Source organism: Candidimonas nitroreducens (assembly GCF_002209565.1).
In the GTDB taxonomy this organism is placed as follows: Bacteria; Pseudomonadota; Gammaproteobacteria; order Burkholderiales; family Burkholderiaceae_B; genus Candidimonas; species Candidimonas nitroreducens.
The window spans coordinates 43,622-69,106 of record NZ_NJIH01000003.1 but is presented as its reverse complement, the minus strand read 5'-3'; the positions used below and the strand labels follow the sequence as shown (position 1 = coordinate 69,106).

Genomic DNA, 25,485 nt, shown 5'->3' with positions numbered 1-25,485 from the left:
GCAAGCCTTGCGGCGCGGGGCGCCTACAGGAATCGATCGAGCAGGCGGCGGCTGGCCTTGTCCAGCGCCGCCATGTCGCGCACCAGGTACTGGACGCCGTGGTAGTCGGCGATCAGCAGCGTGTTGGCCGACAGCCTGCGGATGTCGTCTTCGGCCCTGAGCAGCAGCACGGCATCGCCGCGGTCGGTCTCGATCTGCCATCTGCTGGGCGTGGCAAAGCCCGAGACGTGGCGGATGCGGCGGATCTCGGGCATGAAGTCGCGGCTTGCGAGTTCTTCCTGGATCAAGCGGCGGGTGGCGGGCTCGAGTTCGCCGAGACGGTCTATCCAGGCAAGCTCTTTGCCGCGCGGGCCCACCAGTGCGATGCCTTCTTCGGGCGCCGAGACGGGAAAGCTGCGCACCGGCACCACGCCGTCGTACCGGTTCCCGTCCAGCTCCAGTTCCAGCCGGCCGTAGGGGTTGCGGCGCAGCGCCAGCGCGCGCCCGGTGGGCGGATGATCCGCGTGCGGCTCAGGCGATTTCGGCATCTTCGTCTTCCTCGTCCCAGTCTTCGTTGCTGGATTCGGGCGGTTCGCCGCGCGCCTGCGCCTGGTACAGGCTGGCGTAGGCGCCGTTGCGTGCCAGCAGCTGGTCGTGGCGCCCGACTTCGACGATGCGGCCGCGATCCAGCACCACCAGCCGGTCGGCCTGGCGCAGGGTGCTCAGGCGGTGCGCGATGGAAATTGTGGTGCGGCCGCGCACCAGGTTGTCCAGCGCCTTCTGGATCTCGTTCTCGGTGGCGGTGTCGACGGACGAGGTGGCTTCGTCCAGGATCAGGATGCGCGGGTCGATCAACAGCGCCCGCGCGATGGAGATGCGCTGGCGTTCGCCGCCGGACAGCGCCTGGCCGCGCTCGCCGACCAGGGAGTCGTAGCCTTGCGGCAGGCGCAGGATGAATTCATGGGCATGGGCGGCCCGCGCCGCGGCGACGATCTCGGCGCGGCTGGCGTCGGGCTTGCCGTAGGCGATGTTGTCGGCAATGGTGCCGAAGAACAGGAAGGGTTCCTGCAGCACCACGCCGATGTTGCGGCGGTATTCCGCAATCGGCAGCGAGCGTATGTCCACCCCGTCCAGGCTGATGGAACCCTGCGAGGCATCGTAGAAGCGGCAGATCAGGTTGGCCAGCGTGCTCTTGCCGGAGCCGCTGTGGCCGACCAGACCGATCATCTCGCCGGGCGCGATGTCCAGGTCTATGCCCTGCAGCACCATGCGGTTGCCGTAGCGGAAGCCCACCTGGCGCAGGGCGATGCGGCCCTGCACCTGCTGCAGGTGAACGGGCTGGCGCGGCTCGGGCACGCTGGAGACGTGATCCAGGATGTCGAAGATGCGCTTGGCGCCGGCCGCCGCCTGCTGGGTGAAGGAGACGATGCGGCTCATGGAGTCCAGCCGCGTGTAGAAGCGGCTGATATAGGCCAGGAATGCGGTGAGCACGCCCACGGTGATCTGCTGGCGCGACACCATCCAGATGCCGAAGGCCCACACCACCAGCAGGCCGGCCTCGGTGAGCAGGGTGACGGTCGGCGAGAACAGCGACCACACGGCATTGACCCGGTCGTTGACCGCCAGGTTGCGGTTGTTGGCCTCGCGAAAGCGCAGCACCTCGCGGCGTTCCTGGGCGAAGGCCTTGACCACGCGCACGCCGGGTATGGTGTCGGCCAGCACGTTGGTGATTTCCGCCCAGACGCGGTCGACTTTCTCGAAGCCATAGCGCAGCCGGCCGCGCACCAGCTGGATGAGCCAGCCTATGAAGGGCAGGGGGATCAGGGTCGCCAGCGCCAGCCACGGGTCGATGCTCAGCAGCACCGCCGAGGTCATCACGATCATCAGCATGTCGGTGGCGAAATCCAGCAGGTGCAGCGACAGGAACAGGCAGATGCGATCCGATTCCGAGCCTATGCGGGCGATCAGGTCGCCGGTGCGCTTGCCGCCGAAGTATTGCAGCGAGAGCCGCTGCAGGTGCTGGTAGGTGCTGGTGCGCAGGTCGGCGCCGATGCGTTCGCTGACCCAGGCCAGTATGTAGGTGCGGCCCCAGGTCAGCAGCCACGCGGCCAGCGAGGACAGCAGCAGGCCCCCCAGGTACAGGCGCACAAGCTCGTAGTCGATGGGTATGCCGTTCTGGAAGGGGATCAGCACCTTGTCCATGAGCGGCATGGTCAGGTAGGGCGGCACCAGCGATGCGGCGGTCGACAGCAAGGTCAGCGTGAAGCCGATCAGCAACTGGCGGCGGTAGGGCAGTGCGAAGCGCCACAGGCGCAGCAGGGCCCAGGTGGAGGGCGGCGCGTGCGGCTCGGACGCACCGGCCGGCCCCGTTTGCGCGGGCCGCGCGGCGGCTTCGTCCGCATTGCCGCGGCCCTCGCGCAGCTGGTCATGGCGGCCGATCAGGCGCAGCGCGGCACCTTGCTGCGCCATGGTGTAGCGCCAATGCGCCAGGCGCGCATGGGAATCTTGCAGTTCCAGGCTGCCGACGCCGGCGTGGTCGTAATGGCGCAGCGTCATGTCGGGCGCCAGGGGCCAGGCCTGCCAAGGCGCGCCCGGCGCCGTACAGGCCAGCAGCCGCCGCTGCGTCAGCACCAGCAGCCCGCGCGCAAAGCGCAGTTGCGTGTCCAGGTCGGTTTCCATCCATGCCTGCAGCGTTTCCCCGTCGCCCAGTTGCGACTGTACGGACGCGCGCCAGGGCTCCGGGACGCCGCCGACGCCGGCATGGATGGGTTCCGTTTTCAAAGTATGATCCGTCCCCAGATATGGGGCTCCATGGAAAGTAGAGCGATCCCCCGCCGGCCGCCCCTGTGGGGCCAAGAGTGTGGTTTTTTCGCGTTATGGCGCACAATTTTCATATCTTTTAGTAAGCTACGCAACTGCCGGGCTACACCGGCGGGCGATTTCCTTTTACGCTTGTAAATCACTACAATTTCGGCCGTTTCATTGCGTGCGCCCGCCGCTGCCTTCCATCGTCCAAGATGAAAAAGAAAAACATTGAGTTCGTCTCCATGCTGTATTTGCGTGGGCCGAACGTTTGGGCGTATCGCCCGGTCATCGAAGCCTGGGTCGATATAGGCGAACTCGAAGACTATCCTTCCAATACCATTCCGGGGCTCTACGAGCGGCTCAGCCAGTGGCTGCCCACGCTGGTGGAGCATCGCTGCAGTGTCGGCGAGCGCGGCGGCTTCCTGCTGCGTTTGCGCGAAGGCACCTGGCCCGGCCACATCCTGGAGCACGTGACGCTCGAGCTGCAGAGCCTGGCCGGCATGCCCGGCGGCCTGGGCCGCGCCCGCGAAACCTCGGTGCGCGGTGTGTACAAGGTCATCGTGCGCGCCTGGCACGAGCCGCTGACGCGTGCCGCGCTGCACACTGCGCGCGACCTGGTCATGGCCGCCATTGAAGACCAGCCCTACGACGTGCCGGCCGCCGTGGAGCGGCTGCGCGAGCTGGCCGAGCGTCTCAGCCTGGGGCCGAGCACCGCCTGCATCGTCGATGCCGCCGACGACCGTGATATTCCGGCCATACGCCTGAACGACGCCAATCTGGTGCAACTGGGCTATGGCGCCAACCAGCGCCGCATCTGGACGGCCGAGACCAACCGTACCAGCGCCATCGCCGAAGGCGTATCGCGCGACAAGGATCTGACCAAGCGCCTGCTGGAAGACTGCGGCGTGCCGGTGCCCGAGGGCCGTCTGGTCGACAGCGCCGAAGACGCCTGGGACGCGGCGCAGTCCATCGGCCTGCCGGTGGTGGTCAAGCCCTGCGACGGCAATCACGGCCGCGGCGTGTTCACCAACCTGCTCACGCAAACGGAAGTGGAAACCGCCTACGGCATCGCCGTGGACGAGGGCAGCGGCGTCATGGTCGAGCGCTTCGTCGAGGGCGACGAGCACCGCCTGCTGGTGGTGGGCGGGCGTATGGTCGCCGCCGCCCGCGGCGACATCGCCGCGGTGGTGGGAGACGGCGCGAGCACGGTGCGCGAACTGGTCGAGAGCCAGATCAATTCCGATCCGCGCCGCGGCCGCGACGAAGAATCGCCGCTGAACCCCATCCGCCTGGATTCGGCCGCGCGGCTCGAACTGGCGCGCCAGGGTCTGGAAGGGGACTCGGTGCCGCCCGCCGGCAAAACCGTGCTGATCCAGCGCAACGGCAATGTGTCGATCGACGTCACCGCCGCAGTGCATCCCAGCATCGCCCGCACGGTGGCGCTGGCGGCCAAGGTGGTCGGGCTGGACATCGCCGGGGTCGACCTGGTGGCGCGCGACATCTCGGCGCCGCTCGCCGAACAGCGCGGCGCCGTGGTGGAGGTCAATGCCGGCCCCGGGCTGCTCATGCACCTGAAGCCGGCCGGCGGCACGCCGCAGCCGGTCGGCCAGGCCATTGTCGATCATCTGTTTCCGCCCGGCGACAGCGGCCGCATTCCCGTGGTCGGGGTCAGCGGCAGCCGCGGCAAGACCGCGGTGGCGCTGCGCGTGGCGCACATGCTGCAGCTGGCGGGCCGCTATGTCGGCGCGGCCAGCAGCGCCGGGCTGATGCTGGGCCGCCGCTATGTGGAAACCGGCGATTGCGCCAACTGGCAGTCGGGCCAGCGCATACTGCTGAACCGCGCGGTGCAGGCCGCGGTAATAGAAAACAGCCTGCGCGCCATCGTCACCGAAGGCCTGGCCTACGACCGCTGTGCGGTTGGCGTGGTTACGAACCTGGATGCCGGCGCGCTGCTGCCGCAATACTACATAGAAACGCCCGAGCAGCTGACGAACGTGCTGCGCACCCAGGTCGACGTGGTGCTGCCCGACGGCGTGGCGGTGCTGAATGCCGACGACCCGCTGGTATGCGAAATGGCGCCGTTGTGCGACGGCACCGTGGTGTTCTTCGGCATGAGCCTGGCGGCGCCGGCCGTGGCCGCGCATCTGGTTGCCGGCGGTCGGGCCGTGTCGCTGCGCGATGGCCATATCGTGCTGGCCCAGGGTGCGGAAGTGACCGAGCTGGCGCCTCTGGCGGCGGCAGGCGCGGTGCCCGAGGCCGAGTCGGCCGCGCGCTTGTATGAGATTCTGGCCGCCACGGGGGCGGCCTGGTCGCTGGGTGTATCGCCGGAATTGATGTGCGCGGGGATCGAAACTTACGGCGCGCAAGGCGCCGAGCCCATCGCCGCGACACCGGCGCTGGCCGAGGCGCGGGCCTGATATGAAACAGCCCCCGTGCGCTCTGCGTACGCTATCTCCCAAGGGGGCGGCCCGTCGGGCCTGATACCTGATATGAGAGCCATCTGATGGAAGTATCGCGAGTCCGGGCGCTGCGCGGCCCCAATCTGTGGTGCCGGCAGACCGTCATCGAAGCCATAGTGTCCTGTTCGGGGGCTGAGTTGAGCTCGGCCCAGATGGATGCCTTCGCGGTGCGGCTGCGGGCGCGCCTGCCCGATGTCGACGTGCTGGAACCCGCCGCCCTGGCTCACGCCGATTCCATGGCGCAGGCCCTGGCCTACGCGGCGCTGCGCCTGCAGACGCATGCCGGCTGCCCCGTGGCGTTCAGCCGCAGCTCGCCGACCGTCGAGCCCGGCGTCTACCAGGTAGTGGTCGAATACAGCGAAGAAGAAGTCGGTCGCCTGGCCTTCGACCTGGCGCAGGAATTGTGCGCGGCCGCGATGCACGACCGGCCTTTCGACCTGGCCGGCGCCCTGGCGCGGCTGTCGGAGCTGAATGAGGATCTGCGCCTGGGGCCCAGCACCGGCTCCATCGTGCAGGCGGCGCTCAAGCGCAACATTCCCTATCGCCGCCTGACCGAGGGCAGCCTGGTGCAGTTCGGCTGGGGCAGCCGGCAGCGGCGCATCCAGGCCGCCGAGACCGACAACAGCAGCGCCATCGCCGAGGCCATCGCCCAGGACAAGGAACTGACCAAATCGCTGCTGGCCGCCGCCGGCGTGCCGGTTCCGCAAGGACGCTGCGTCGACGATGCCGAGGCCGCCTGCGAGGCCGCGGCCGAACTGGGCGGCCCGGTGGTGGTCAAGCCGCGCGACGGCAACCAAGGCAAGGGCGTGGCCGTCAACATCCAGGGCCTCGAGCAGATCAGGGCCGCCTATGAAGTGGCCGCGACGCGCGGTTCGGGCGTGATCGTGGAGCGCTATTGCCCCGGGCGCGATTTCCGCCTGCTGGTGGTGGGCGACCGCCTGGTTGCGGCGGCGCGCCGCGACCCGCCCCAGGTAGTGGGCGACGGTGTGCGCCGCATCGGCGAACTGGTCGTTGCGGTCAACGCCGACCCGCTGCGCGGCGACGGCCACGGCACGTCGCTGACGCGCATACGCCTGGACGGCATCGCCCTGAACACCCTGGCCGCCCAGGGCTATACCCCCGACTCGGTGCCTGAAAAGGGCGCGCTGGTGGTGTTGCGCAACAATGCCAACCTCAGCACCGGCGGCACCGCCACCGACGTCACCGACCACGTGCATCCTGACGTGGCGGCCAACGCCGTGGCCGCCGCGCAGATGGTCGGCCTGGACGTCTGCGGCATCGACCTGGTGGGGCAGAACGTCTACGAGCCGCTGAGCCGGCAGCAGGCCTGCATCGTCGAGGTCAACGCGGCTCCGGGCCTGCGCATGCACCTGAGCCCTTCGTTCGGCAAGGGCCGCGACGTGGGCGAGGCCATCATCGACAGCATGTACAGCCCCGGCGAAAATGGCCGCATCCCGCTGGTCGCGGTGGCCGGCACCAACGGCAAGACCACCACCGTGCGCCTGGCCGCGCACCTGCTGGCGGGCACCGGCCTGCGGGTCGGCATGACCAATTCCGACGGCGTCTACATAGGCGGCGAGCGCATCGACAGCGGCGACTGCAGCGGCCCGCGCAGCGCGCGCAACGTGCTCATGCATCCGGACGTCGACGCCGCGGTGCTGGAGACGGCGCGCGGCGGCATATTGCGCGAGGGCCTGGGCTTCGACCGCTGCGACGTCGCGGTGGTGACCAACGTCGGCACCGGCGATCACCTCGGGCTGAACTTCATCAGCACTGTCGAAGACCTGGCCATCGTCAAGCGCGTCATCGTCGAGAACGTCGCGCCCGATGGCATGGCGGTGCTCAATGCCGCCGACTCCATCGTGGCGGCCATGGCCGAGAACTGCCCGGGCGCCATCACTTTCTTCGCCCGCGACCGGCAGCACCCGATACTGGCCGCGCACCGCGCCCAGGGCCGGCGTGTCGCCTACGTTGCCGACGGCCATGTCGTGCTGGCCGAAGGCGCGGCCGAATGGCGTTTCGCCCTGGCCGGCATTCCGCTGACGCGCAACGGCACCATCGGCTTCCAGGTCGACAATGCCATGGCGGCCGCCGCGGCGGCCTGGGCCGTGGGCTTGTCTGAAACCGATATCCGTCTTGGCCTGGCTTCCTTCGTCAACGATGCCGCCACCGCGCCGGGCCGCTTCAATGTGTTTTCTTATCGCGGCGCCACCATCGTCGCCGACTACGGCCACAACCCCGACGCGATCTCCGCATTGGTGCAGGCCGTGGAGACCATGCCCGCCACGCGGCGCAGCGTAGTGATCAGCGGCGCCGGCGATCGCCGCGACATCGACATCCGGCGCCAGACCGAGATTCTAGGCGACGCCTTCGACCAGGTGGTGCTGTACCAGGACATGTGCCAGCGCGGCCGCGCCGACGGCGAGGTGCTGGCCTTGCTGCGCCAGGGCCTGCAGCAGGCCCGCCGCACCACCGAGGTCAGCGAGATCCACGGCGAGTTCCTGGCCATAGACGCGGCGCTGGATCGCCTGCGGGAAGGCGAGCTGTGCCTGGTGCTGATCGACCAGGTCGAAGAGGCGCTGGAACATATCGAACGGCGTATAGCGGCCGCGTGAGAGCCGCTACGGCCGGGGCAGGACGGGCTGCCTGCCGAGATTGCCAATCGATCTAATTGATCTTCAACTGCGGCAGCTTCTTCACCACCTTCTGCCAGTGCGCGAGATCCGACTTCATGAGCGAGGAAAATTGCTCGGCGGTCGTCGCCTGCGGCTCGATGCCCGCGGCTGACAGCTTGTTGCGGACTTCGGGCTGCTTGAGCGCGTCGTTGATCTGCTTGTTGAGCAGCGCGACGATGGCCGGCGGCGTCTTGGCCGGCACCAGCACGCCATACCAGGTGCCCGTGTCCCAGTCGGGGAAGCCCGACTCGGCCATGGTGGGCACGTTCGGGAACCGGGCCAGGCGGGTCTTGCTGGTAACGGCGATCGGCCGCAGCTTGTTGGCCGCGATCTGGGGCGCGAGCGCCACCACTCCCAGGAACAAGGTGTTTACCTGATTTCCTATCAATGCCATGACGGCTGGTACGCCGCCCCGGTAGGGCACGCCCAGCATGTCGATGCCGGCCGCGTCCTTGAGCAGTTCGGGTTCCAGCTGGGAGAGCGAGCCCAGGCCCGATGAGCCGAAGGTGATCTTGCCGGGCGCCTTCTTGGCGGCGGCAATCAGGTCGGCCACCGACTTGATGCTGGACTGCGAGTTCACCACCAGCAGGTCGGGGGTGGAGCCGACCAGGGACACGGCGGCGAAATCGCGGATCGCATCGTAGCGCCGGATCTTGCGCACGGCCGCATTGACGATGTGGCTGCTGGTTGCCATGAGGATGGTGTAGCCGTCCGGCTGCGAGCGGGCCAGCGCTTCCGATGCCAGCATGGTTCCGGCGCCGGCCATGTTCTCGGCCACCACCGGCACGCCCAGGGTGTCGGACAAGCGCATGGCGAGGATGCGGCCCGCCGAATCCACCCCGCCGCCAGGTGCCGCGGGAATGATCATGCGTATCGGCTTGTCCGGGTAGCCCTGTGCGGCGGCGGTGCCACCGCTGGCAAGGCAGCCCAGGGCGAGAATAAGGGAGCAAAATAGTTTCATGAGTGTCTCCGAGGTTGAAATCCGTCTGTCTTGCGGCTGGTGATTTGCGTCAGCGCTGAGCGGGTGCATTTCATGCGCCGGCGACAGGAGAGCGTGGCGCGGGAGGGGCGAGGTGGGCGAGCAGCTCCAGAATCGGATCCCACGACGGCAGGGTCTCGAGACGCTCCACCAGAGCAATCAGGCGATGCGCCTCTTCGGCCGCCAGACCGCCGGTCGTCAGGCAGTCGACGACCTTGCGATGGCGCTGCTGGCGATTCATCGGCCGCTCGGGGCAGCCGGGAAAGCGCTCGCAGCGCTCGACCAGCTCGGTGCCGTCCGCGAGTTTCACGGTCACCCGCGCCCACATCGCGTCGAGCGTCTGCGGGATGTCGCGGTTGTGCACCAGCCGCACTCGCGGCAGCAGGCGCTGAACGGGGGCGCTGAATGCGGTCGCGTCGTCGAAAGTCGCAATAATCACCTCGTTCTGGCTGAGGCCGACCGCCGCGGCGTATTCGTAGCTGAACTTGCCGTCCAGGCCCGAGACCGGGCGGGGCCGCGACAGCGTAGTCCGGAATACGGGGGGCTCGACGACGACTTCGGCTACGGCGTCCAGGTCGAATTCGGGGGCCAGGCGCAGCTGTTGGCAGGCCTCGATGACCCACTGCATGTAGATCTCGGCCGGGTAGCGCTTGATCGTGAACCCTGGCTCGACGATCGCGTAGTTTTCCAGTCCGCCCAGAACCTCGGCGGGGCGGAAGCGTTCGTCGAAGAAGGTTTCGAAGTGGCCGCCGGGCATTTCGAGGATCTGCTTGTTTCCGGACATGCCGCCGGCGGCCAGCAGGGCCGACTCGACCCCCGAGCGTGCACTGTTGCCGGGGTGGGTCGGCTTGGCCATGCTGCCGTTGTTGGCGAACAGGCCGCCGGTGCGCGAAGCCGCCAGGCCGATCGCGCCCGCCACCTGTTCGGCCGACAGGCCCAGGATCACCGAGCATGCGGCCACTGCGCCGAGGGGGCCGACGACGCCCGGCGGGTGGAAGCCGCGGAAGGCGCTGTCGCGCGCCGCCGTGCGCACGCGCTGCTGGATCTGCCAGCCGATGATGAATGCCAGGACGGCCCGCTCGGGGGCGACGGCGTAGCGTTCGGAGAGAGCCAATACGCCCGGCAGTATCGACGAGGTTCCGTGGGCCGGCGGCATGCCCTGGACTTCGAAGTCCAGCGCGTGCAGCGCTATCCCGTTCAGCAGGGCCGCCGTAGCGGGACTGCCCGGGACAGCGGTGCCGATTACCGTGCAGGATCCGGATGGTTCGCCGCCCAGTGCGGCGCGGGCGATGCTGGGCGCCGGCTCGCGGCTTCCGGCTGCCAGGCAGCCCAGCCCGTCGAGTATCGCGACCTTGGCGGCTTCGACGGCCTCGGACGGCAGCGCCTTGAAGTCGGCTGCGGCGATGTATTCCGCGAAGCCGCGTGTAATGGGTAGGTTGTGGTCGTAGGGCATCGCTTAGCCGGTTATCAGTTTCTCGAATACCTGGGTGCAGTCCTTGCTGTCGGCGATGGCCCAGGCAAGATCGAAGACGCTGTCCGTGTCCTGCCCCAGGGCCGGGCCGACCAGGTGCCGGAACTTGACCCTGATGTCTTCGCGATTCATCGGGTTGCGGTAGGTTCCTTTGGGGTCGCGGGCATGCACCTCCCGGCGGGTGCCGTCGGCCAGCGTCACTGCCGCGCGGATCTGGATCGTGCCCGGCCATTCGGCTTCTATTTTTTCGTCGACCACGACCGTGATCTTCTGCATCAGTGCACGTACCTCGGGGCTGGACAGCATCTCGTCGGTATACGCGGCCAGCGTGACTTCTCCGTTCAGCAGCGCGACCGCGACCACGTAGGGAAGGCTGTGGTCGGCGGTCTCGCGGGTCGTGGGCGCCCATTTGGCCGGTTCGCTGCCGGACTCGTGCCGCAGGAAGCGCGAGGTGTGCAGCACCACCTCGCGAATCTGCGCGGGATCGAGCTCTGCTCTTAGCTGCAGGGCGGCCCATATGCCGATCTGGCAGTTGGCCGTCGCCGGGAAATACTTCAGGCCCGAGCGCAGCACGGCCCACTCGCCGAATGGCTCGAGGTTCATCGGGCCGGCCTGGCCCTCCATGACTTCGATGAATCCATGCCTGCCTTCGAAAGGATCCGAAGGGCCGGTCAGGCCGTGCTCGGCGAGCTGGCAGGCAAAGACGGCCTGCCGGGTGCTTACCGCGGTCGCCACGCCCTTGAAGTGCGAAAGTTCGCCGGCGCGGCTGGCCCGCAGCGGCAGCCCGTTGGTGGCAGCCAGGGATACCGCCGTGCGGGTCTGGTTGCGGTCGTAGCCGAGCGTGTGCGCAATGCCGGCCGCCGTCGCGATCGCGACGGCGAAACCCTGGTCGATCGAAAGATAGTCGACCAGCGCCCCGTGGTCTTTGCGGTAGGATCTGTGCCGCAGCGAGATGCGGTGGAACACCTCGTAGGCGACCGCGATGCCGCTCAGCAAGGTGCGCCCGGGCAGCCGGCGTGAGCCGGCCACCGCGATGAGCGCGCCGAGAATGTCGCTGGGGTGGCCGCCGGTAAAGGTGTCGTTGTAATCGAGGTAGCGGATCATCGAGGTGTTCCAGAACGCCGCCATGCCCAATGTGGCGACGGCGGAGCTGCCGATGACCGTGCCGCCCGCGCCGCGGGGAAGGTCGGGGATGGCCGCCGCGGCGAGAGCGCCGGGGCACTCGCGCGCCGCCATCGCGCAGGCGATGGAGTCCACCAGGATGCCCGTTACGTGCTCGACCACCGGGTCGGGGATGTCCTTGGGCCGCACGCTGGCGACGAAGTCGGTGATCTGCTCGAGTGCGTGATCCATGGATGTCCTCTTGAGTTCCTGCGGTGTATGTATCGTTATGCATGGATGAGGGGCCGTCCGTCGTCGGCTGTGGCCGTGTCGTGGCGGTCATCCTTGCCCGCCTCGAAGAATGGAGCCGGGCCGGCCTACCGTCAACCAGCGATTTCCATGCACTGGAAATTCCGGCTCGTCAGGCGGCGCTCGTTTCGGCCGTGGATGGCGCGCCAGCACTCGCTTTGGCGCGGAATGGAGAGCGTGTGAAGGGGATGCGAGCGGGCTCGATGCCCGGCCTTTCGGTAACGGCGGGGCCGGCACGCTGCGGCACGCTGGAATCTCGTTGCGGACGCCGTTCCGGACGGCGTTCCGAGCGGCGGGCCCGGTGCTGGGCCGGCGCCGCCGGCGTCTTACTCGTTGGTGGACAGCAGCGCCGTCTTCGCCTGCTTGCTCAGTGTGAGCAACAAGCCGCTTAGCTGTTTCTCGGTGGCCGGAATCCCGGCCGTGGTTCTGACGCTGACGTTCAGAACATAGATGGGCCGCCCAGGCAGCACCAGCGGCGCGGCGATGGCGACGACTTCGGGCTGCCAGGAAGCCGCGCAGTAGCCTTTCGCGTGGACATTGCGTTTGGCGGTGTCTATCTCTTCGCGAAGGCGCTGCCAGTCGGCGCGGTGCCGCAGGCGGAACTGCGCGAGCAGCGCGCTGCGCTGCGCGTCGTCCACCACCGCGAGATGAGCCCTGCCCAGCGAGGTGAGTTCCATCGGCACCCGCTGCCCGGCCACCACATTACGCAGCGCCACCTTGCGGTTGTAGCGGAACGATTCCAGATAGACCATTTCGTCGCGATCCGCAGTTGCCAACCCGACGTTGATGCGCATTTTTTCGGCCAGGGCCCGCATCAGCGGAGCCACGGCGCCCAGCACGGGCGAGCCCGTGCGCATCGCATGCGCAAGGCTGAGCACCGGCGCGGCCAGCCGATAGGCGCGCTGGCTGCGCTCGTACTCCAAGAGCCCGCATTCAACCAGCGTCTGGGTCAGGCGGCTGACGGTGGGGCGCGAAAGCCGTGTGCGCTCGGCGATTTCTCCGTTGCCGAGCAGATCCACGCCCGGCTGGAACGCGCGCAGAATCTCTACGCCGCGCACCAAAGAACGGTTCAGTACGGGATTCTTGTGATGTGGCCGACGTGGCGTCTGTGACGGTGTGGTGGACATGGCGCGCGCCTCGAGGGCGATGTGGGGAGCACGGCACAGTTTATCTTCATTTCCAGTCTTTGGAATTCGGGGGATGCGTATCGAGACCCCGGAACCTACACTGCTTACCTGATGTTCAGGTGCCCGAAAGCGCGTCGACGCAAGACTGCCGGGGGTACTGGCAACGATCGAGCCAATTCAAGAAGCAAGAAGATGCATGACATGACTACGGATCTTATCGAACTGAGCGCTGCCGGCGGCTGCGCGACACGACAGCGGGGCGGCCCGGAACAATGCGAGGCCCCAGGCAGTTGCCTGCGTGGTACGCGTGGCCGGGCACCGGGGCAAGGCCGCGCCGGCCTGGATGCCGTGCGTGCCGGCGGGGCGTGGCAAGCATGATGAATGCCATTTCCCGCCTGATCAAGCCACGCAGCGTGGCGGTCGTCGGTGCCTCCGCCGATTCCAGCAAGACTGCCGGACGCCCGGTCGCCTATCTGCGCAAACATGGATACACCGGGGCTATCTATCCGGTCAACCCGCGCGTGGCCAGTATCGAGGGCTTGCCCTGCTACCCGGACGTTTCTTCGCTGCCCTCGGTGCCGGATGTCGGCATCGTGCTGCTGGGCGCCGAGCGCGCCCACTTGGCCGTGCAGGAACTCGCGCAGCTCGGCACCGCGGCGGCGATCGTGCTGGCCAGCGGCTACAGTGAGATCGGCGCAGTGGGCGCACAGAGACAGGCCCGGCTCATGGAGGCTGCGGGCGATATGCGCATTCTCGGCCCCAACACCATAGGCGTGGTCAACCTGACCGATCACATCGTGCTTTCCGCAAGCGGCGCGCTCGAGATGGGGCAGTTCCTGGCCGGCTCTATCGGCGTGGTGTCGCAAAGCGGCGGCATCCTCGGTTCCCTATTGTCGCGCACAGCGCCGCGTGGCATCGGTTTGTCGAAACTGATCTCGACCGGCAACGAGGCCGACCTCGATCTGGCCGATTATGTCGACTACCTGGTGGGCGACGAGGCTACCAGTGTCATCGCGCTCTACATCGAAAGCGTGCGCAATCCAGAGAAGTTCCGTGTGGCGGCCTTGAAAGCCGCAAGCGCCGGCAAGCCCGTGGTGGCGTTCAAGATCGGCCGCTCCGAGGCTGGCGCAAGGGCGGCTGTTTCGCACACCGGCGCACTGGCCGGCGCCGACCGCATGTACGACGCACTGTTCAAGCAAGTCGGCGTGATCCGCGCCCAAACCCTGGACGAGCTGCTCGACATCCCCGCCGCGCTGGCCACCGGCCGCAGGCTGCGCGGCAAGCGGGTTGCGATCCTGACCTCGACCGGCGGGGCCGGCACGCTGGTGTCCGACAGCCTGGGGGTCTCGGGCTTCGAGACCCCTGCGCCCGACGCCGACACCGCCGCGCGGCTGCGCGCCCTGCAGACCGGCGACCATGCCGCGCTGGATCGCAATCCGATCGACGTGACTCTTGCCGGCCTGCGGCCCGACCTGTTGCGCGGCGCCATACGCGCGCTGCTTGCCAGCCCCAATTACGACGCGCTTACCATCATCGTCGGCTCCTCCAGCCTTGCCATGCCGGAACTCATGGCCGGCGCAATTCTGGAGTGCCTGCCCGAAAGCGACAAGCCGGTGATCGCCTACGTCAGCCCTCATGCACCGGAACTCGTTGCCTCGCTGACACAGCGCGGCGTTCCGGCTTTCTCGGCCGCCGAGAGCTGCACCGTTGCGCTGGCCGGCATGCTGCACAGCGCGCGCTGGCAGGCACCGGCGAACTCTGCCCCCGCCGCGCCCGTGGACATCGCTGGCCTGCCGGCGGGTTCGCTGGACGAAGCCCAGGCCAAGCAGTTGTTCGCGCGCTTCGGCGTGCCTTGCGCGAGCGAATCCGTGGTGGCGACGCCGGCCGAGGCCGAGCGGGCGGCACGCGCTTTCGGCGGCCGTGTCGCGCTCAAGATCCTTTCGGGACAGATCACCCACAAGAGCGACGCGGGCGGGGTTGCCGTCAATCTCGAGTCCGGGCAGGTCGGCGCGCGCCTGACGGCAATGAAGGCCGAGGTGCAAAGCAAGACCGGCATCGCGCCGCAACGCTTTCTGGTGCAGGAGATGGTGTGCGGCGGCACAGAGTTGATTCTGGGCATGCATCGCGACCCCTTGGGTACGGCTGTCCTGCTGGGCATGGGCGGTGTCGCCGCCGAACTCTTCAAGGACACCACCATGCGCCTGCTGTCGCCCGGCGCGGGCCTGAGCCATGACGTTGCGGTCGGGATGGTGCGCGAGCTGAAGACCTGGCCGCTGCTCGACGGCTTTCGCGGGCGCCCCAAGGCCGACCTGGATGCGCTGGCCCGCGCTATCGTGGCGTTCTCGCAGATGGCGGCGCAGCTCGGCGAACGCCTGGTGGAAGCCGAGATCAACCCGCTGTTCGTGCTGCCGGCCGGGCAGGGGGTGCGGGCGGCGGACGGCGTCGTGGTGCTCGCAGACGCATAGCCGGATATCTTTTTCTTGCAAGCGGATGGTGGGAATATGAATAACGCCAGTATCGGCCGCCCGGCCTCCTTCCTCGTGCACGTTTCCTCGTCCGAGAGCCGGGAGATCCACGCATTCTGGCTCGACTCGCAAACCGGCGGTCTCGAGCCTGTCGAAGTGGTCGCGGTGCCGGGCTCGGGCGCCCCCACGCGCGGCAATATTCCGCTGGCCTGGAGCCGCGACGGCAAGGTGCTGTACGCCCAGGTTCGTACCGACCCGTTTCCGCTGTCCGCATTCGCCGTCGAGCCGGCCTCGGGCAGGCTGAGGCTGCTCGAGTCCTGCGCCATGCCCGCGCCCATGGCCTACCTTTCGGTCACGCGCGACGGCCGGTACCTGCTGGGCGCGTCCTATGACAACGCGCTGCTGGCGGTCAACCGCATCCAGGCGGACGGGCGCCTGTCCATGCCGTGCCTGCAGATTCTGCCCACGCCGCCGAAAGCGCACTGCGTCATCGAGGCGCCCTTTGGCGGCTTCGTCTATGCCACATCGGTCGACGGCGAGGCCATACTCGTTTATCGCCTGGACGCGGCATCGGGGCGGCTTCAGGCGGTGGCGGCCACTGCCGTGCGGCCGGAATCCGGCCCGCGCCACCTGGTCTTCCATCCTACGCTGGACACGCTGTACTGCGTCAACGAGTCCGCCGGCTCATTGGCTGCATATCGTGTCGATCGGGCCTGCGGTGCGCTGACCGAGCTGCAGTACGAATCGCTCATGCCCGCGGGCTTTTCCGGCCGCGCGATGGGGGCCGACATCCACCTCGCGCCGGGCGGCGCGTTCATCTATGCCTGTGTTCGCAAGACCGATACGATCACGGCCTTTCGCATCGACCCCGCGACCGGCATGATGTCGAGCGCCGGTGCCTTCGAGGCCGAGGACTATCCGCGCGGCTTTGCCATTGACCCGGCCGGCCGGTTCCTGTTGTGCGCGGGGCAGAACAGCAATCGGCTCGCCGTGTTTGTCATCGACCCCGGCACCGGCGCATTGACCCTGGTGCAGCGCCATGCCGTGGGCCGGCGGCCGAGCTGGATCGAGATCGTTCCGGCGCCCGGGCAGCTTGCACGGTAAGGCCGGCGCTTCCAGGCTCGGGCCCGCTATTCCGCCGCGTCGTCGACGCGCGGGCCTTCGCGCGGACAAGTGCGCCGCCACATTCTGCGTATTTACCCTAACTCACCCTTCGCGCCGCCGCAGGCCGGCCCGATAATGGTTGACGTCATAAAGAGTATGTATATACTTTTTGTCAGGCCAACAATCGGTGCTGTGGCGCTGCTGGGCCCGCAGCCGCGCAGACGGCTGTGTGATACAAAACAGTCTTTCGATCCAGAGTGAGGAGTACAGGAAAATGCGATTTTCATACACCCTGAAGGCCTGCCTGGCCGCGGCGTGTTTCGTGGCGGCCTCGGTGTCCGCCCATGCCGAGGATCAGCTGGCGCGCATCAAGAAGGCCGGCGTGCTGGTGATGGGCACGGAAATGCAGTTCGCGCCGTTCGATTTCCTGAAGGACGGCAAGCAGGAAGGTTTCAACAAAGAATTCTTCGCCGAAGTAGGCAAGGGGCTGGGCGTGAAGGTGCGCTTCATCGACCTGCCTTGGCCGAGTGTGCTGCCCGGGCTGGACGCCAAGAAGTTCGATATGGTGGCCGGCCCGCTGAATGTCACCAAGGCGCGCATGGAGCGCTACCATTTCACGCTGCCGATTGCCGACGGCACCGTGGCGCTGCTCAAGCGCGCCAGCGACAAGTCGCTGCAGAAGCCCGCGGACATTGCCGGCAAGGTGGTGGGCGGGGGCAAGGGTTCGGCGCAGCTCAAGGACTATGCCAGCACGCTCAACCCGAAGCCGACGATTCGCGAGTACATCGACAACAACCAGGCCTATGCCGACCTGGCGGCCGGGCGCATCGTGGCGGTGGGCAATTCGCTGACCAATATCGCCTATGTGGCCAAGCAGCGCCCGAACATGTTCGCGGTGGTCAAGCCGGCCTTCGGTAAGAAGGTGTATTTCGCATACATGGGCATGAAGGGTGCGGACAGCGATTCGCTGATCCAGGCGGTGAACAATGTCATATTGGCCATGCACAAGGACGGCCGCCTGGCCGCGCTGCAGAAGAAATGGTTCGGCGTGGAAATGGAAGTGCCTACCAGCTCGTTCGTGCCCAATGTTTGAGCGCCGGCCCACGGGGCCTCGGCCTTCGGGGCTCGATGCTTGAATCTCGATTCTTGATCCTCGACCCCGCCGCGTCCGGGCGGGGTCTGTTTTTCCGATACACATGTTCGATCTGAATGCCATCGCCGACGCCCTGCCGCTGCTCGTGAAGGCGGCGCAAATGACGCTGCTGGTGTCCGTGCTGGGGCTGGTGGTGGGCTATGTGCTGGCGGTGGGCATCGCCACGGCGCGCCTGTCGCCCAGCCCCCTGCTGCAGCGGCTGGGCGCGGTCTATGTATTCATATTCCGCGGCGTGCCGCTTATCGTGCAGCTGATGATGGCCTATTATTTCCTGCCGTTCGTGGGCATCAACGTTCCGCCCATCACGGCATCTATACTGGCTATTTCGCTGTGCGAGGGCGCTTATCTGGGCGAGATACTGCGCGGCGGCTTCATGGGTATCCCCAAAGGCCAGCTCGAAGCCACGCAGCTGCTGGGCTTCGGGCGCCTGGACACGCTGCTGCGCATCGAGATCCCGCAGGCGCTCAAGCTCACCATGCCCTCGCTCATCAACGAGATGATCATGCTGGTCAAGGCCTCGTCGCTGATCTCCATCGTGGGCGTGGCCGAGATCACGCGCACCGCGCAGAACATCGCGGCCAGCACCTTCCTGCCGCTGCAGACCTACATCGCCGCCGGGCTGGTGTACATGGTCATCAACGGCGTGCTGGCGATGGCCGGCCACGCCGCCGAGCGCCGCTACGGGAGGTCATGATGGCGCTGCACCTGGGCATACTCAGCCAATACTGGCCGAACATCGTCAGTGGCTTCCTGGTGACAATGGTTACCTGGGCGGGTGCGGTGGCGCTGGGCATGGCGCTGGGTTTCGTCATCGCCGTGCTGCAGCTGTTCGGCGGACGCTGGCTGCGCGCGGTGTTGCGCGTATATATAGAAGTGCTGCGCACCACGCCGTTCCTGATCCAGCTGTTCATCCTGTATTACGGCGGCCCCAGCGTGGGGCTGGAGCTGTCGCCGATCGCGGCCGGCGTGGTGTCGCTGGCCATCTATGGCAGCGCCTATTTCGCCGAGTCTTTCCGCTCGGGCTTCATGTCGGTGCCGCGTGGGCATATAGAGGCCGCGCAGTGCCTGGGTTTTTCGCGGCTGACCACCGTGTGGCGGGTGCAGCTGCCGCAGATGCTGGTGATCATCACGCCGGCGCTGGTGAACCTGGTCATCATCCTCAGCAAAGAAACCGCGGTGCTGTCGGTGGTGACCGTGCCCGAGCTGACCGCGGTGTTGACGCAGATCGGTACCGAGCAGTTTTCCTATGTCGAAACGACCCTGGTTCTGTGCATATGCTATTTGCTGCTTATCGGCGTGACCGAGCGCCTGGGCCGCTGGGCCGAAGTGCGCATGAGCCGCTACATGGTGCGCTGATGGCCAGGCACGATACATGGCCGGCGAGGCGGCCCGTCGGCCCGCGATGGCGCATGGCGGCAGGGCTGCTGCCCGAGGCCTGGGTTCCTGTCTTCTCCCGCATGAGTGCCGGGGTTTCTCGGAGAGTTCGATGAATTTGAATGCCAAGGCCGCCGCGCGGCAGGACGGCAGAGACTATCTGGTCGAGGCGCGCGGCATCAGCAAGTACTACGGCCAGACCCGGGTGCTGAACAATATATCGCTGGGGGTGTGCAAGTCCGAAGTGACCTGCATCATCGGCCCTTCGGGTTCGGGCAAGAGCACGCTGCTGCGCTCGCTGGCGTTCCTGGAAGAATACGACGGCGGAGACGTGCTGATCGAAGGCGAGCTGCTGGGCTATATCGAGAAGGACGGTGCGCGCGCCCGGGCGCCCTTGTCCGAGATCAATCGCGTGCGCCGTCATGTCGGTATGGTGTTCCAGCAGTTCAATCTGTGGCCGCACATGACCGCGGCGGGCAATGTCGCCGAGGCGCTGCTGCGGGTGAAGAAAATGCCGCGCGCCAGGGCGCGCGAGCGGGCCATGCACATGCTCGAGAAAGTAGGCCTGGCTGACAAGGCCGATGCTTATCCGGCGCGCCTGTCCGGCGGCCAGCAGCAGCGCGTCGCGATCGCGCGGGCGCTGGCCATGGAGCCGCACATCATGTTGTTCGACGAACCGACCTCGGCGCTCGACCCGGAGCTGGTGGGCGAGGTGCTGCAGGTCATGAAAGAGCTGGCGCGCGAAGGGATGACCATGGTGGTGGTGACGCACGAAATGGGCTTTGCCGCGCAGGTGGCCGATCGCGTGGTTTTCCTGGATAAGGGCGAGATCGCCGTCAGCGGCCCGCCCGACGAGATCTTCCGCAACCCGGCGCAGCCGCGGCTGCGCCAGTTCCTGCAGAATTACCTGGATCGCAACGCGTTCTGGACTCGGCCCCAGGCCGTGCCGGGCAGCGCCGCGGCGTGATTCCATTTCAAAATAACCATGTGCTTTGCCAGCTTCGCTTGCGCAGTCACGATTGATTTGGAAACGGCATGAGGCGAATTGCGGCGGCTCGTGGTGGCTCATGGTGGCTCATGGCTCATGCGCCGGGCGCGAACCGCCGATCCGATTGCGCATCCGCGGCGGTGCCCCGATAACCCTGAATTACGAATACGAAGCACAAAGGATTTCTTCCGATGTTCGAGCATCTAGAAAAATACGCCGGCGATCCGATCTTCCGCCTGGGCGATGAATTCCACCAGGATCCGCGCGAGCGCAAGGTGAACCTGACGGTCGGGCTGTACTACGACGACGCGGGCCGCATTCCCTTGCTGCGCTCGGTGCAGCAGGCCGAGGCGCGGCTTGGCGGCGAGCTGCGGCCGCGGCCCTATCTGCCGATAGAAGGGCTGCCCGCCTATCGCAGTGCGGTTCAAGAGCTGGTGTTCGGCGCCGGCAGCGAGGCGGTGCGTGCCGGCCGCGTCGCGACCATACAAAGCGTGGGCGGCACGGGCGCGCTGAAGGTCGGCGCGGATTTCCTGCACGCGGCCTATCCCGACAGCCATATCTGGATCAGCGACCCCGGCTGGGACAATCACCACGCCATCTTCCAGGGGGCGGGCATCGCCACTCATACCTATGCCTATTACGACTCGCAGGGGCAGTCGCTGCGTTTCGAGCGCATGCTGGAAGACTTGCGGGCGCTGCCGCGCCACAGCTTCGTGCTGCTGCACCCCTGCTGCCACAACCCTACGGGCGCGGATCTGTCGCGCGAGCAGTGGCAGGCACTGATACCGGTGCTGGCGGCGGGCGAGCTGATCCCTTTCATGGACATGGCATACCAGGGCTTCGGCCGCGGCCTGGACGAGGACGCCGGGCCGGTGCGCGCCATGGCCGATGCCGGCCTGACGTTTCTTGCCGCGAATTCTTTTTCCAAGAATTTGTCGTTCTATGCCGAGCGCTGCGGCGGCCTGTCGGTAGTCTGCGGCAGTGCCGACGAAGCCGAGCGGGTGCAGGGCCAGCTCAAGGCCATCGTGCGCCGCATTTATTCGAATCCTCCGATGCACGGGGGGCAAGTTACGGCCCTGGTGATGAGCGATCCGGAACTGCGCGCCTTGTGGGAAGACGAGGTGGCCGAGATGCGCGCGCGCATCGCCGCGGTGCGGCGCCAGGCCCGCGAGCAGCTCGAGGCGCGGCTGCCGGGCTACGATGCCGGCTACCTGACCGAACAGCAGGGCATGTTCAGCTACACTGGCCTGAGCGCCGCGCAGCTGCATGCCTTGCGCGCCGAGCACGGCGTCTACATCATCGATTCGGGCCGCATCAGCGTGCCGGGCCTGAACACGCGCAACATCGATTATTTCACTGAAGCCATGGCCGCCGTGTTGCGCGGGCGGCCGGGCGCGGAGTCGTGAATGGCCATTGAGCGGCAGCATCCTGTGGCCGGGCAAGCCGCGAACTCGCGGGCCGAGCCCGATGCGCTCTTGCCCGCGCAGCCGCCGGGCGGCTCGATTCCGGATGCTCCCTGTACTCTCGAGTCCTTAGCGCAGACAGTGTCTTGTCTGCGCAAGCCCGCAGACATTCAGGCCTATCTGCAGGACGCCAGCGGCCTGGCCGCCGCGGGCCTGCCCGCCATGGTGCTGCGTCCCGACAGCGTCGAGCAGGTGGTGCAGATCGTGCGCGCCTGTCACCAAGAAGGCCGCAGGCTGACGATACAGGGCGGCCGCAGCGGCCTGGCCGGCGGCGCGGTGCCCGACGAAGGCGACGTGGTGCTGGCGCTGGAACGGCTCGACCGGGTCGAGGAATTCGACACCGTCGGCGGCACCATCACCGTGCAGGCCGGCATGATCCTGGAAAACCTGTGCGCGCTGGTCGAGGCCCGGGGCTGGTATTTCCCGCTGGATCTGGGCGCGCGCGGCTCCTGCCAGATCGGCGGCAATGTCGCCACCAATGCCGGCGGCAACCGGGTGCTGCGCTACGGCACCACGCGCGAGCTGGTGCTGGGCCTGGAAGTGGTGCTGGCCGACGGCACGCTCATGACGATGCTGAACAAGGGGCTGAAGAACAACACCGGCCTGGACTTGAAGCACTTGTTCATCGGCACGGAGGGCACGCTGGGGGTGATCACCCGAGTGGTGTTGCGGCTGTTTCCCAGGCCCGAGCGGCGCTACAGCGCGCTGGCCGCGGTCTCCGGCCTGGATCAGGTGGCGCGCCTGCTGCAGCTGGCGCGCGCGCGGCTGCCCGAGCTGTCGTCGTTCGAGGTGATGTGGCGCAACTATCTGGCGGCGGCCGGCCAGGTGCTGCAGAAGACGCCGCCCTTCGAATCGCGCTATCCGATCTGCGTGCTGCTCGAGACTGAGGGCCGCGATACGCCCGAGGCGGCCGCGGCGCTGGAAGGGTTCCTGGGCGAGCTGCTGGAAAGCGGCGAAGTGCTGGACGCCATCATTCCCCACAGCCAGGAGCAGGCCGCCATGCTGTGGAAGTTCCGCGATGCCATCGGCGAGATCCTGCGCACCATGCAGCCGTATGTGGCTTTCGACATCGGCATCCCGCTGCAGAAAATGGATGCCTTCATCGAGGTGGCCTGCGCCGGCCTGGCGCGTCTGGAGCCCAATGCCCGGAACCTGCTGTTCGGCCATCTGGGCGACGGCAATCTGCACCTGTCCACCGGGCCACACGCACCCGAAAACCTGTTGGCGGTGGAAGAGCTGGTCTATCGCGAGGTAGAGCGCGTCGGCGGCAGCATCTCGGCCGAGCATGGCATAGGGCGCATCAAGAAGCCGTTCCTGAAGCACAGCCGCGGCGCGGCTGAACGCGCGCTGATGCAACAGGTCAAGCGCGCGCTGGACGGCGATTCGGGGCTGAACCGGCATCGGGTGATCGACGCCTGAATGGCAACAGCCGCCGCGCTTGCCCGTTCGCTGTTCTCCTTGCTGCCTGCCTGATGCCCCGATTCGCCGGGCGCGTCGCAGTACGCAGGGACTGCGGCGCGTCCGGGCTCATCGGCCTCGCGCCTTGGTTCCTGCGCGCCTGCCGTTCCGAGGCTAGCCTGTATGAGTCAGTTCGCGCCGGCCAGCATCTGCCGGTTCAGCTCTTCCTGCTGCCTGCCGCGCGCCGCCAGCCAGCGGTGGAAGGCGCGGCAATGCGGCCTGTCGAAGGCGCTGGGCTTCCATGTCAGCACGTAGGGCCAGGGCAGCGGCAGGGCCAGGCGGAACGGGATGACGAGCCGTCCGTCCGCCACTTCGCGGCCTATCATCGAGCATTGCGCCAGCGCAAGGCCCTGGCTCTCGACCGCCGCCTCGATCGCCATGTGCGACAGCGTGAAGATGCGGTGGCTGACTGGCTCGGGCGCGGCGTCGCCGGCTTGCTGCAAGTATGCGGCGAACCAGTCGCGCCATGACGGCGGCGAGGTGAACTTGGGCCGCCAGTCGGTGGCCAGCAGCGGGTAGCGCAGCAGCTCGCGCGGGTGGCGCAGGCCCTGGGCGGGCGCGATCAGCGCCGGGCTGCACACCGGCACCACGCTGTCCGTATACAGCGCCAGCGCGTTCGGGCCGGGCGTGGCATTGTCGCCATAGGTGATGCGAAAGTCGATGTCTTCCAGTTCGCCGGCCGGCTCGGAATGGCTGCCGTGAAACTGTATGGTCAGATCGGGGTAGTGGCTATCCTGCCATGCGAATACCAGGGGGGCGAGCCAGGCCGTCAGCAGCGAAGGCAGGGCGCTGAGCGACAGATTGTGCTGGTTCTTCGAGCGTTGCAGCTCGGCCTGCGCCTCGCGCAGCTGCTCGAAGGCGCGTGCGCAGGATTCGTGAAAGCGCAGGCCGGCCTCGGTAAGGCGTAGGCGCTTGCCGTCTTTGAAGGTCAGGCTCGCGTCCAGCGCCTGCTCGAGCAGGCGGATCTGCTGGCTGATGGCGCCGGGGGTGATCTGCAGCCGCTGCGCGGCTTCCGCCAGGCTGCGGCTGCGGCCCAGGGTGTCGAAGATCTGCAGGGCCCGCAAGGGGGGCAGGGCGTCCACGATATAGTTTTCCTAAACAATTACATTGATTATCGCAGAATTGCCAGAGCTATCATTATGCTGTGTAGGTATGCGGCGGCAGTTCCGCCGTTTCCGGGCATACGGCTGCGCGGGCACGGGCGTGCGGGGGTACCGGCACCGCCGCGCCGGTGTGGCGTGCCGCATGCTGCGCGCTGCACTGGCGCGGAACATGCGGCCCCGTCCTGCGCTGATTGCCGATTTGTTCAATTTGCCTGTCCCTGTCCGCTGGCCGCGGAGGCCGGAAAAAGACAGTTAGTGCGGGGGCGGGCGTCGGGAGATCCTCATGTTCCTCAAGAACGCCTGGTATGTCGCGGCCCTGCAGCATGAAGTGGACGGCGGCCTGCACGCCGCCAAGATGCTCGGCGAAGACCTGGTGCTGTACCGCCGCCAGGACGGCGGCGTGGCCGCGTTGGAAGACTCCTGTCCGCACCGCAAGCTGCCGCTGTCCATGGGGCGCCTGCAGGGCGACACGATCGAGTGCGGCTACCACGGCCTGACCTTCGATTGTTCCGGGCAGTGCGTGCGCGCCCCCGGCGTGTCGCACATTCCCAAGGCCGCGGTGGTGCGCAGCTATCCGGCCGTCGAGCGCTACGGCCTGGTGTGGGTCTGGATGGGCGACCCGGCGCTGGCCGATGAGTCGCGCATTATGGAAGTCGAGCACTGGGGCGACCCGGCCTGGGGCGTGAACCGGGGCGATGCGATGACGGTGTCTTGCAATTATCTGTACGTCACCGACAATCTGCTCGATCCGTCGCATGTGTCCTGGGTGCACCAGACCTCGTTCGGCAATGCCGCGATCGTGGGCGAGCCCCTGAAGACCGAGGTCAGGGAAAATGGCGTGGTGGTGTCGCGCTGGATGCGCGACGTCGAGGTGGCGCCGTTCTACGCCAAGTTCGTGAAATTCCATGGCAACTGCGACCGCAAGCAGCACTACGAGGTGCACTTCCCCTCGCATGCGCTGATCAAGGCGATCTTCACGCCGGCCGGTACGGCCGCCGACGCCGAGCCCTTCCATGAAGACGTATTCCTCATGGACTCGTACAACTTCATGACCCCGGTCGACGAAGAAACCACGCGCTATTACTGGTTCCAGATGCGCAACTTCAGCCCGGACGACGAAGAAGTGTCGCGCCAATTTTCGGAAGACGTGCGCCACGCCTTCGAAGAAGATCGCGCGGTGCTGACCGCCGTGCACGCCGGCATGAAAAAAAGCCCTTCCAAGCTGGATCTGCCGCTGGATTCCGGCCCCTTGCGTTTTCGCCGCAAGCTGCAGCAGCTGATCGAGGCCGAGCAGGCCGGCGCGCCGGCCGGGGCGGCACCCGCCGCCGTGCCTGCCGCCCGGGCCACGGCGGCCCTGCAGGAGGCTTGAGGCGATGGCCTTGCGCTTGCCGCGTTCCTCGTTTGCCTGGCGGCTGGCCTGCCGTTCGGGCTCCCTGGGCATGACCCGGCCCGCAGGGGCTGCGCCGGGCGCG

Annotated in this window: 18 protein-coding genes; 11 read left to right on the top strand and 7 right to left on the bottom strand. The window is 67.2% G+C overall.

The annotated features are described in order from the left end of the window. Positions 1 to 23: 23 nt before the first annotated feature. The gene (locus CEY11_RS04040; RefSeq protein WP_088602093.1) at positions 24 to 527 is read right to left on the bottom strand and encodes a cyanophycin metabolism-associated DUF1854 family protein; all 504 of its coding nucleotides are present in this window, start codon (positions 525 to 527) and stop codon (positions 24 to 26) included. Beyond that, entirely contained in the window at positions 511 to 2,760 is a 2,250-nt protein-coding gene (locus CEY11_RS04035) for a cyanophycin metabolism-associated ABC transporter (RefSeq protein ID WP_233154713.1), read from the bottom strand. Before CEY11_RS04035 ends, CEY11_RS04040 begins: the two co-directional genes overlap by 17 nt. Positions 2,761 to 2,996: 236 nt before the next feature. Here CEY11_RS04035 and CEY11_RS04030 point away from each other — a divergent pair, with 236 nt between their 5' ends. Together CEY11_RS04030 and cphA are read left to right on the top strand one after the other, a co-directional pair. Beyond that, complete coding sequence (locus CEY11_RS04030; protein ID WP_088602092.1) at positions 2,997 to 5,201, top strand: cyanophycin synthetase; 2,205 nt, start codon at positions 2,997 to 2,999, stop codon at positions 5,199 to 5,201. Positions 5,202 to 5,287: 86 nt separating this feature from the next. After that, entirely contained in the window at positions 5,288 to 7,858 is a 2,571-nt protein-coding gene (gene cphA / locus CEY11_RS04025) for a cyanophycin synthetase (protein ID WP_088602091.1), read from the top strand. 52 nt (positions 7,859 to 7,910) lie between these two features. Here cphA and CEY11_RS04020 read toward each other — a convergent pair whose 3' ends face one another. The 4 genes from CEY11_RS04020 to CEY11_RS04005 form a co-directional block, all read right to left on the bottom strand. Then, positions 7,911 to 8,879: a tripartite tricarboxylate transporter substrate binding protein gene (locus CEY11_RS04020; protein ID WP_158215178.1), complete on the bottom strand. Its 969-nt coding sequence runs from the start codon at positions 8,877 to 8,879 to the stop codon at positions 7,911 to 7,913. Positions 8,880 to 8,949: 70 nt separating this feature from the next. Further along, positions 8,950 to 10,350, bottom strand: coding sequence for an MmgE/PrpD family protein (locus CEY11_RS04015; protein ID WP_088602089.1), 1,401 nt, complete (start codon positions 10,348 to 10,350; stop codon positions 8,950 to 8,952). Positions 10,351 to 10,353: 3 nt separating this feature from the next. Continuing rightward, positions 10,354 to 11,721 carry an MmgE/PrpD family protein gene (locus CEY11_RS04010; protein ID WP_088602088.1) on the bottom strand — a complete coding sequence of 456 codons (1,368 nt, stop codon included), beginning with the start codon at positions 11,719 to 11,721 and terminating at the stop codon, positions 10,354 to 10,356. Between the two features lie 383 nt (positions 11,722 to 12,104). Continuing rightward, on the bottom strand, positions 12,105 to 12,905 hold the full coding sequence (locus CEY11_RS04005; RefSeq protein ID WP_088602087.1) for an IclR family transcriptional regulator: 801 nt from the start codon (positions 12,903 to 12,905) through the stop codon (positions 12,105 to 12,107). Between the two features lie 374 nt (positions 12,906 to 13,279). On the opposite strand from CEY11_RS04005, the gene CEY11_RS04000 reads away from it, so the two are divergent. From CEY11_RS04000 to CEY11_RS03965, 8 genes are all read left to right on the top strand, one after another. Continuing rightward, the gene (locus tag CEY11_RS04000; RefSeq protein ID WP_088602086.1) at positions 13,280 to 15,370 is read left to right on the top strand and encodes an acetate--CoA ligase family protein; all 2,091 of its coding nucleotides are present in this window, start codon (positions 13,280 to 13,282) and stop codon (positions 15,368 to 15,370) included. A gap of 36 nt (positions 15,371 to 15,406) precedes the next feature. Continuing rightward, positions 15,407 to 16,474 carry a lactonase family protein gene (locus tag CEY11_RS03995; RefSeq protein WP_088602085.1) on the top strand — a complete coding sequence of 356 codons (1,068 nt, stop codon included), beginning with the start codon at positions 15,407 to 15,409 and terminating at the stop codon, positions 16,472 to 16,474. 274 nt (positions 16,475 to 16,748) lie between these two features. Beyond that, complete coding sequence (locus tag CEY11_RS03990) at positions 16,749 to 17,567, top strand: transporter substrate-binding domain-containing protein (protein ID WP_088602084.1); 819 nt, start codon at positions 16,749 to 16,751, stop codon at positions 17,565 to 17,567. Positions 17,568 to 17,670: 103 nt separating this feature from the next. Next, complete coding sequence (locus CEY11_RS03985) at positions 17,671 to 18,321, top strand: amino acid ABC transporter permease (protein WP_088602083.1); 651 nt, start codon at positions 17,671 to 17,673, stop codon at positions 18,319 to 18,321. Then, positions 18,318 to 18,983 carry an amino acid ABC transporter permease gene (locus CEY11_RS03980; protein WP_088602082.1) on the top strand — a complete coding sequence of 222 codons (666 nt, stop codon included), beginning with the start codon at positions 18,318 to 18,320 and terminating at the stop codon, positions 18,981 to 18,983. Before CEY11_RS03985 ends, CEY11_RS03980 begins: the two co-directional genes overlap by 4 nt. A 130-nt stretch (positions 18,984 to 19,113) precedes the next feature. Then, positions 19,114 to 19,968, top strand: a complete 855-nt coding sequence (locus tag CEY11_RS03975) for an amino acid ABC transporter ATP-binding protein (RefSeq protein ID WP_088602081.1) — start codon at positions 19,114 to 19,116, stop codon at positions 19,966 to 19,968. Between the two features lie 212 nt (positions 19,969 to 20,180). Further along, positions 20,181 to 21,395: an amino acid aminotransferase gene (locus CEY11_RS03970; protein WP_088602080.1), complete on the top strand. Its 1,215-nt coding sequence runs from the start codon at positions 20,181 to 20,183 to the stop codon at positions 21,393 to 21,395. Next, complete coding sequence (locus CEY11_RS03965; RefSeq protein ID WP_088602079.1) at positions 21,396 to 22,871, top strand: FAD-binding oxidoreductase; 1,476 nt, start codon at positions 21,396 to 21,398, stop codon at positions 22,869 to 22,871. A gap of 167 nt (positions 22,872 to 23,038) precedes the next feature. Here the strand turns inward: CEY11_RS03965 and CEY11_RS03960 are convergent, their stop codons facing one another. Next, positions 23,039 to 23,992, bottom strand: a complete 954-nt coding sequence (locus tag CEY11_RS03960; RefSeq protein ID WP_088602078.1) for a LysR substrate-binding domain-containing protein — start codon at positions 23,990 to 23,992, stop codon at positions 23,039 to 23,041. Between the two features lie 304 nt (positions 23,993 to 24,296). Between CEY11_RS03960 and CEY11_RS03955 the strand changes: the two genes are divergently transcribed. Continuing rightward, on the top strand, positions 24,297 to 25,382 hold the full coding sequence (locus tag CEY11_RS03955) for an aromatic ring-hydroxylating dioxygenase subunit alpha (protein WP_088602077.1): 1,086 nt from the start codon (positions 24,297 to 24,299) through the stop codon (positions 25,380 to 25,382). The last annotated feature ends 103 nt before the right edge of the window (positions 25,383 to 25,485 follow it).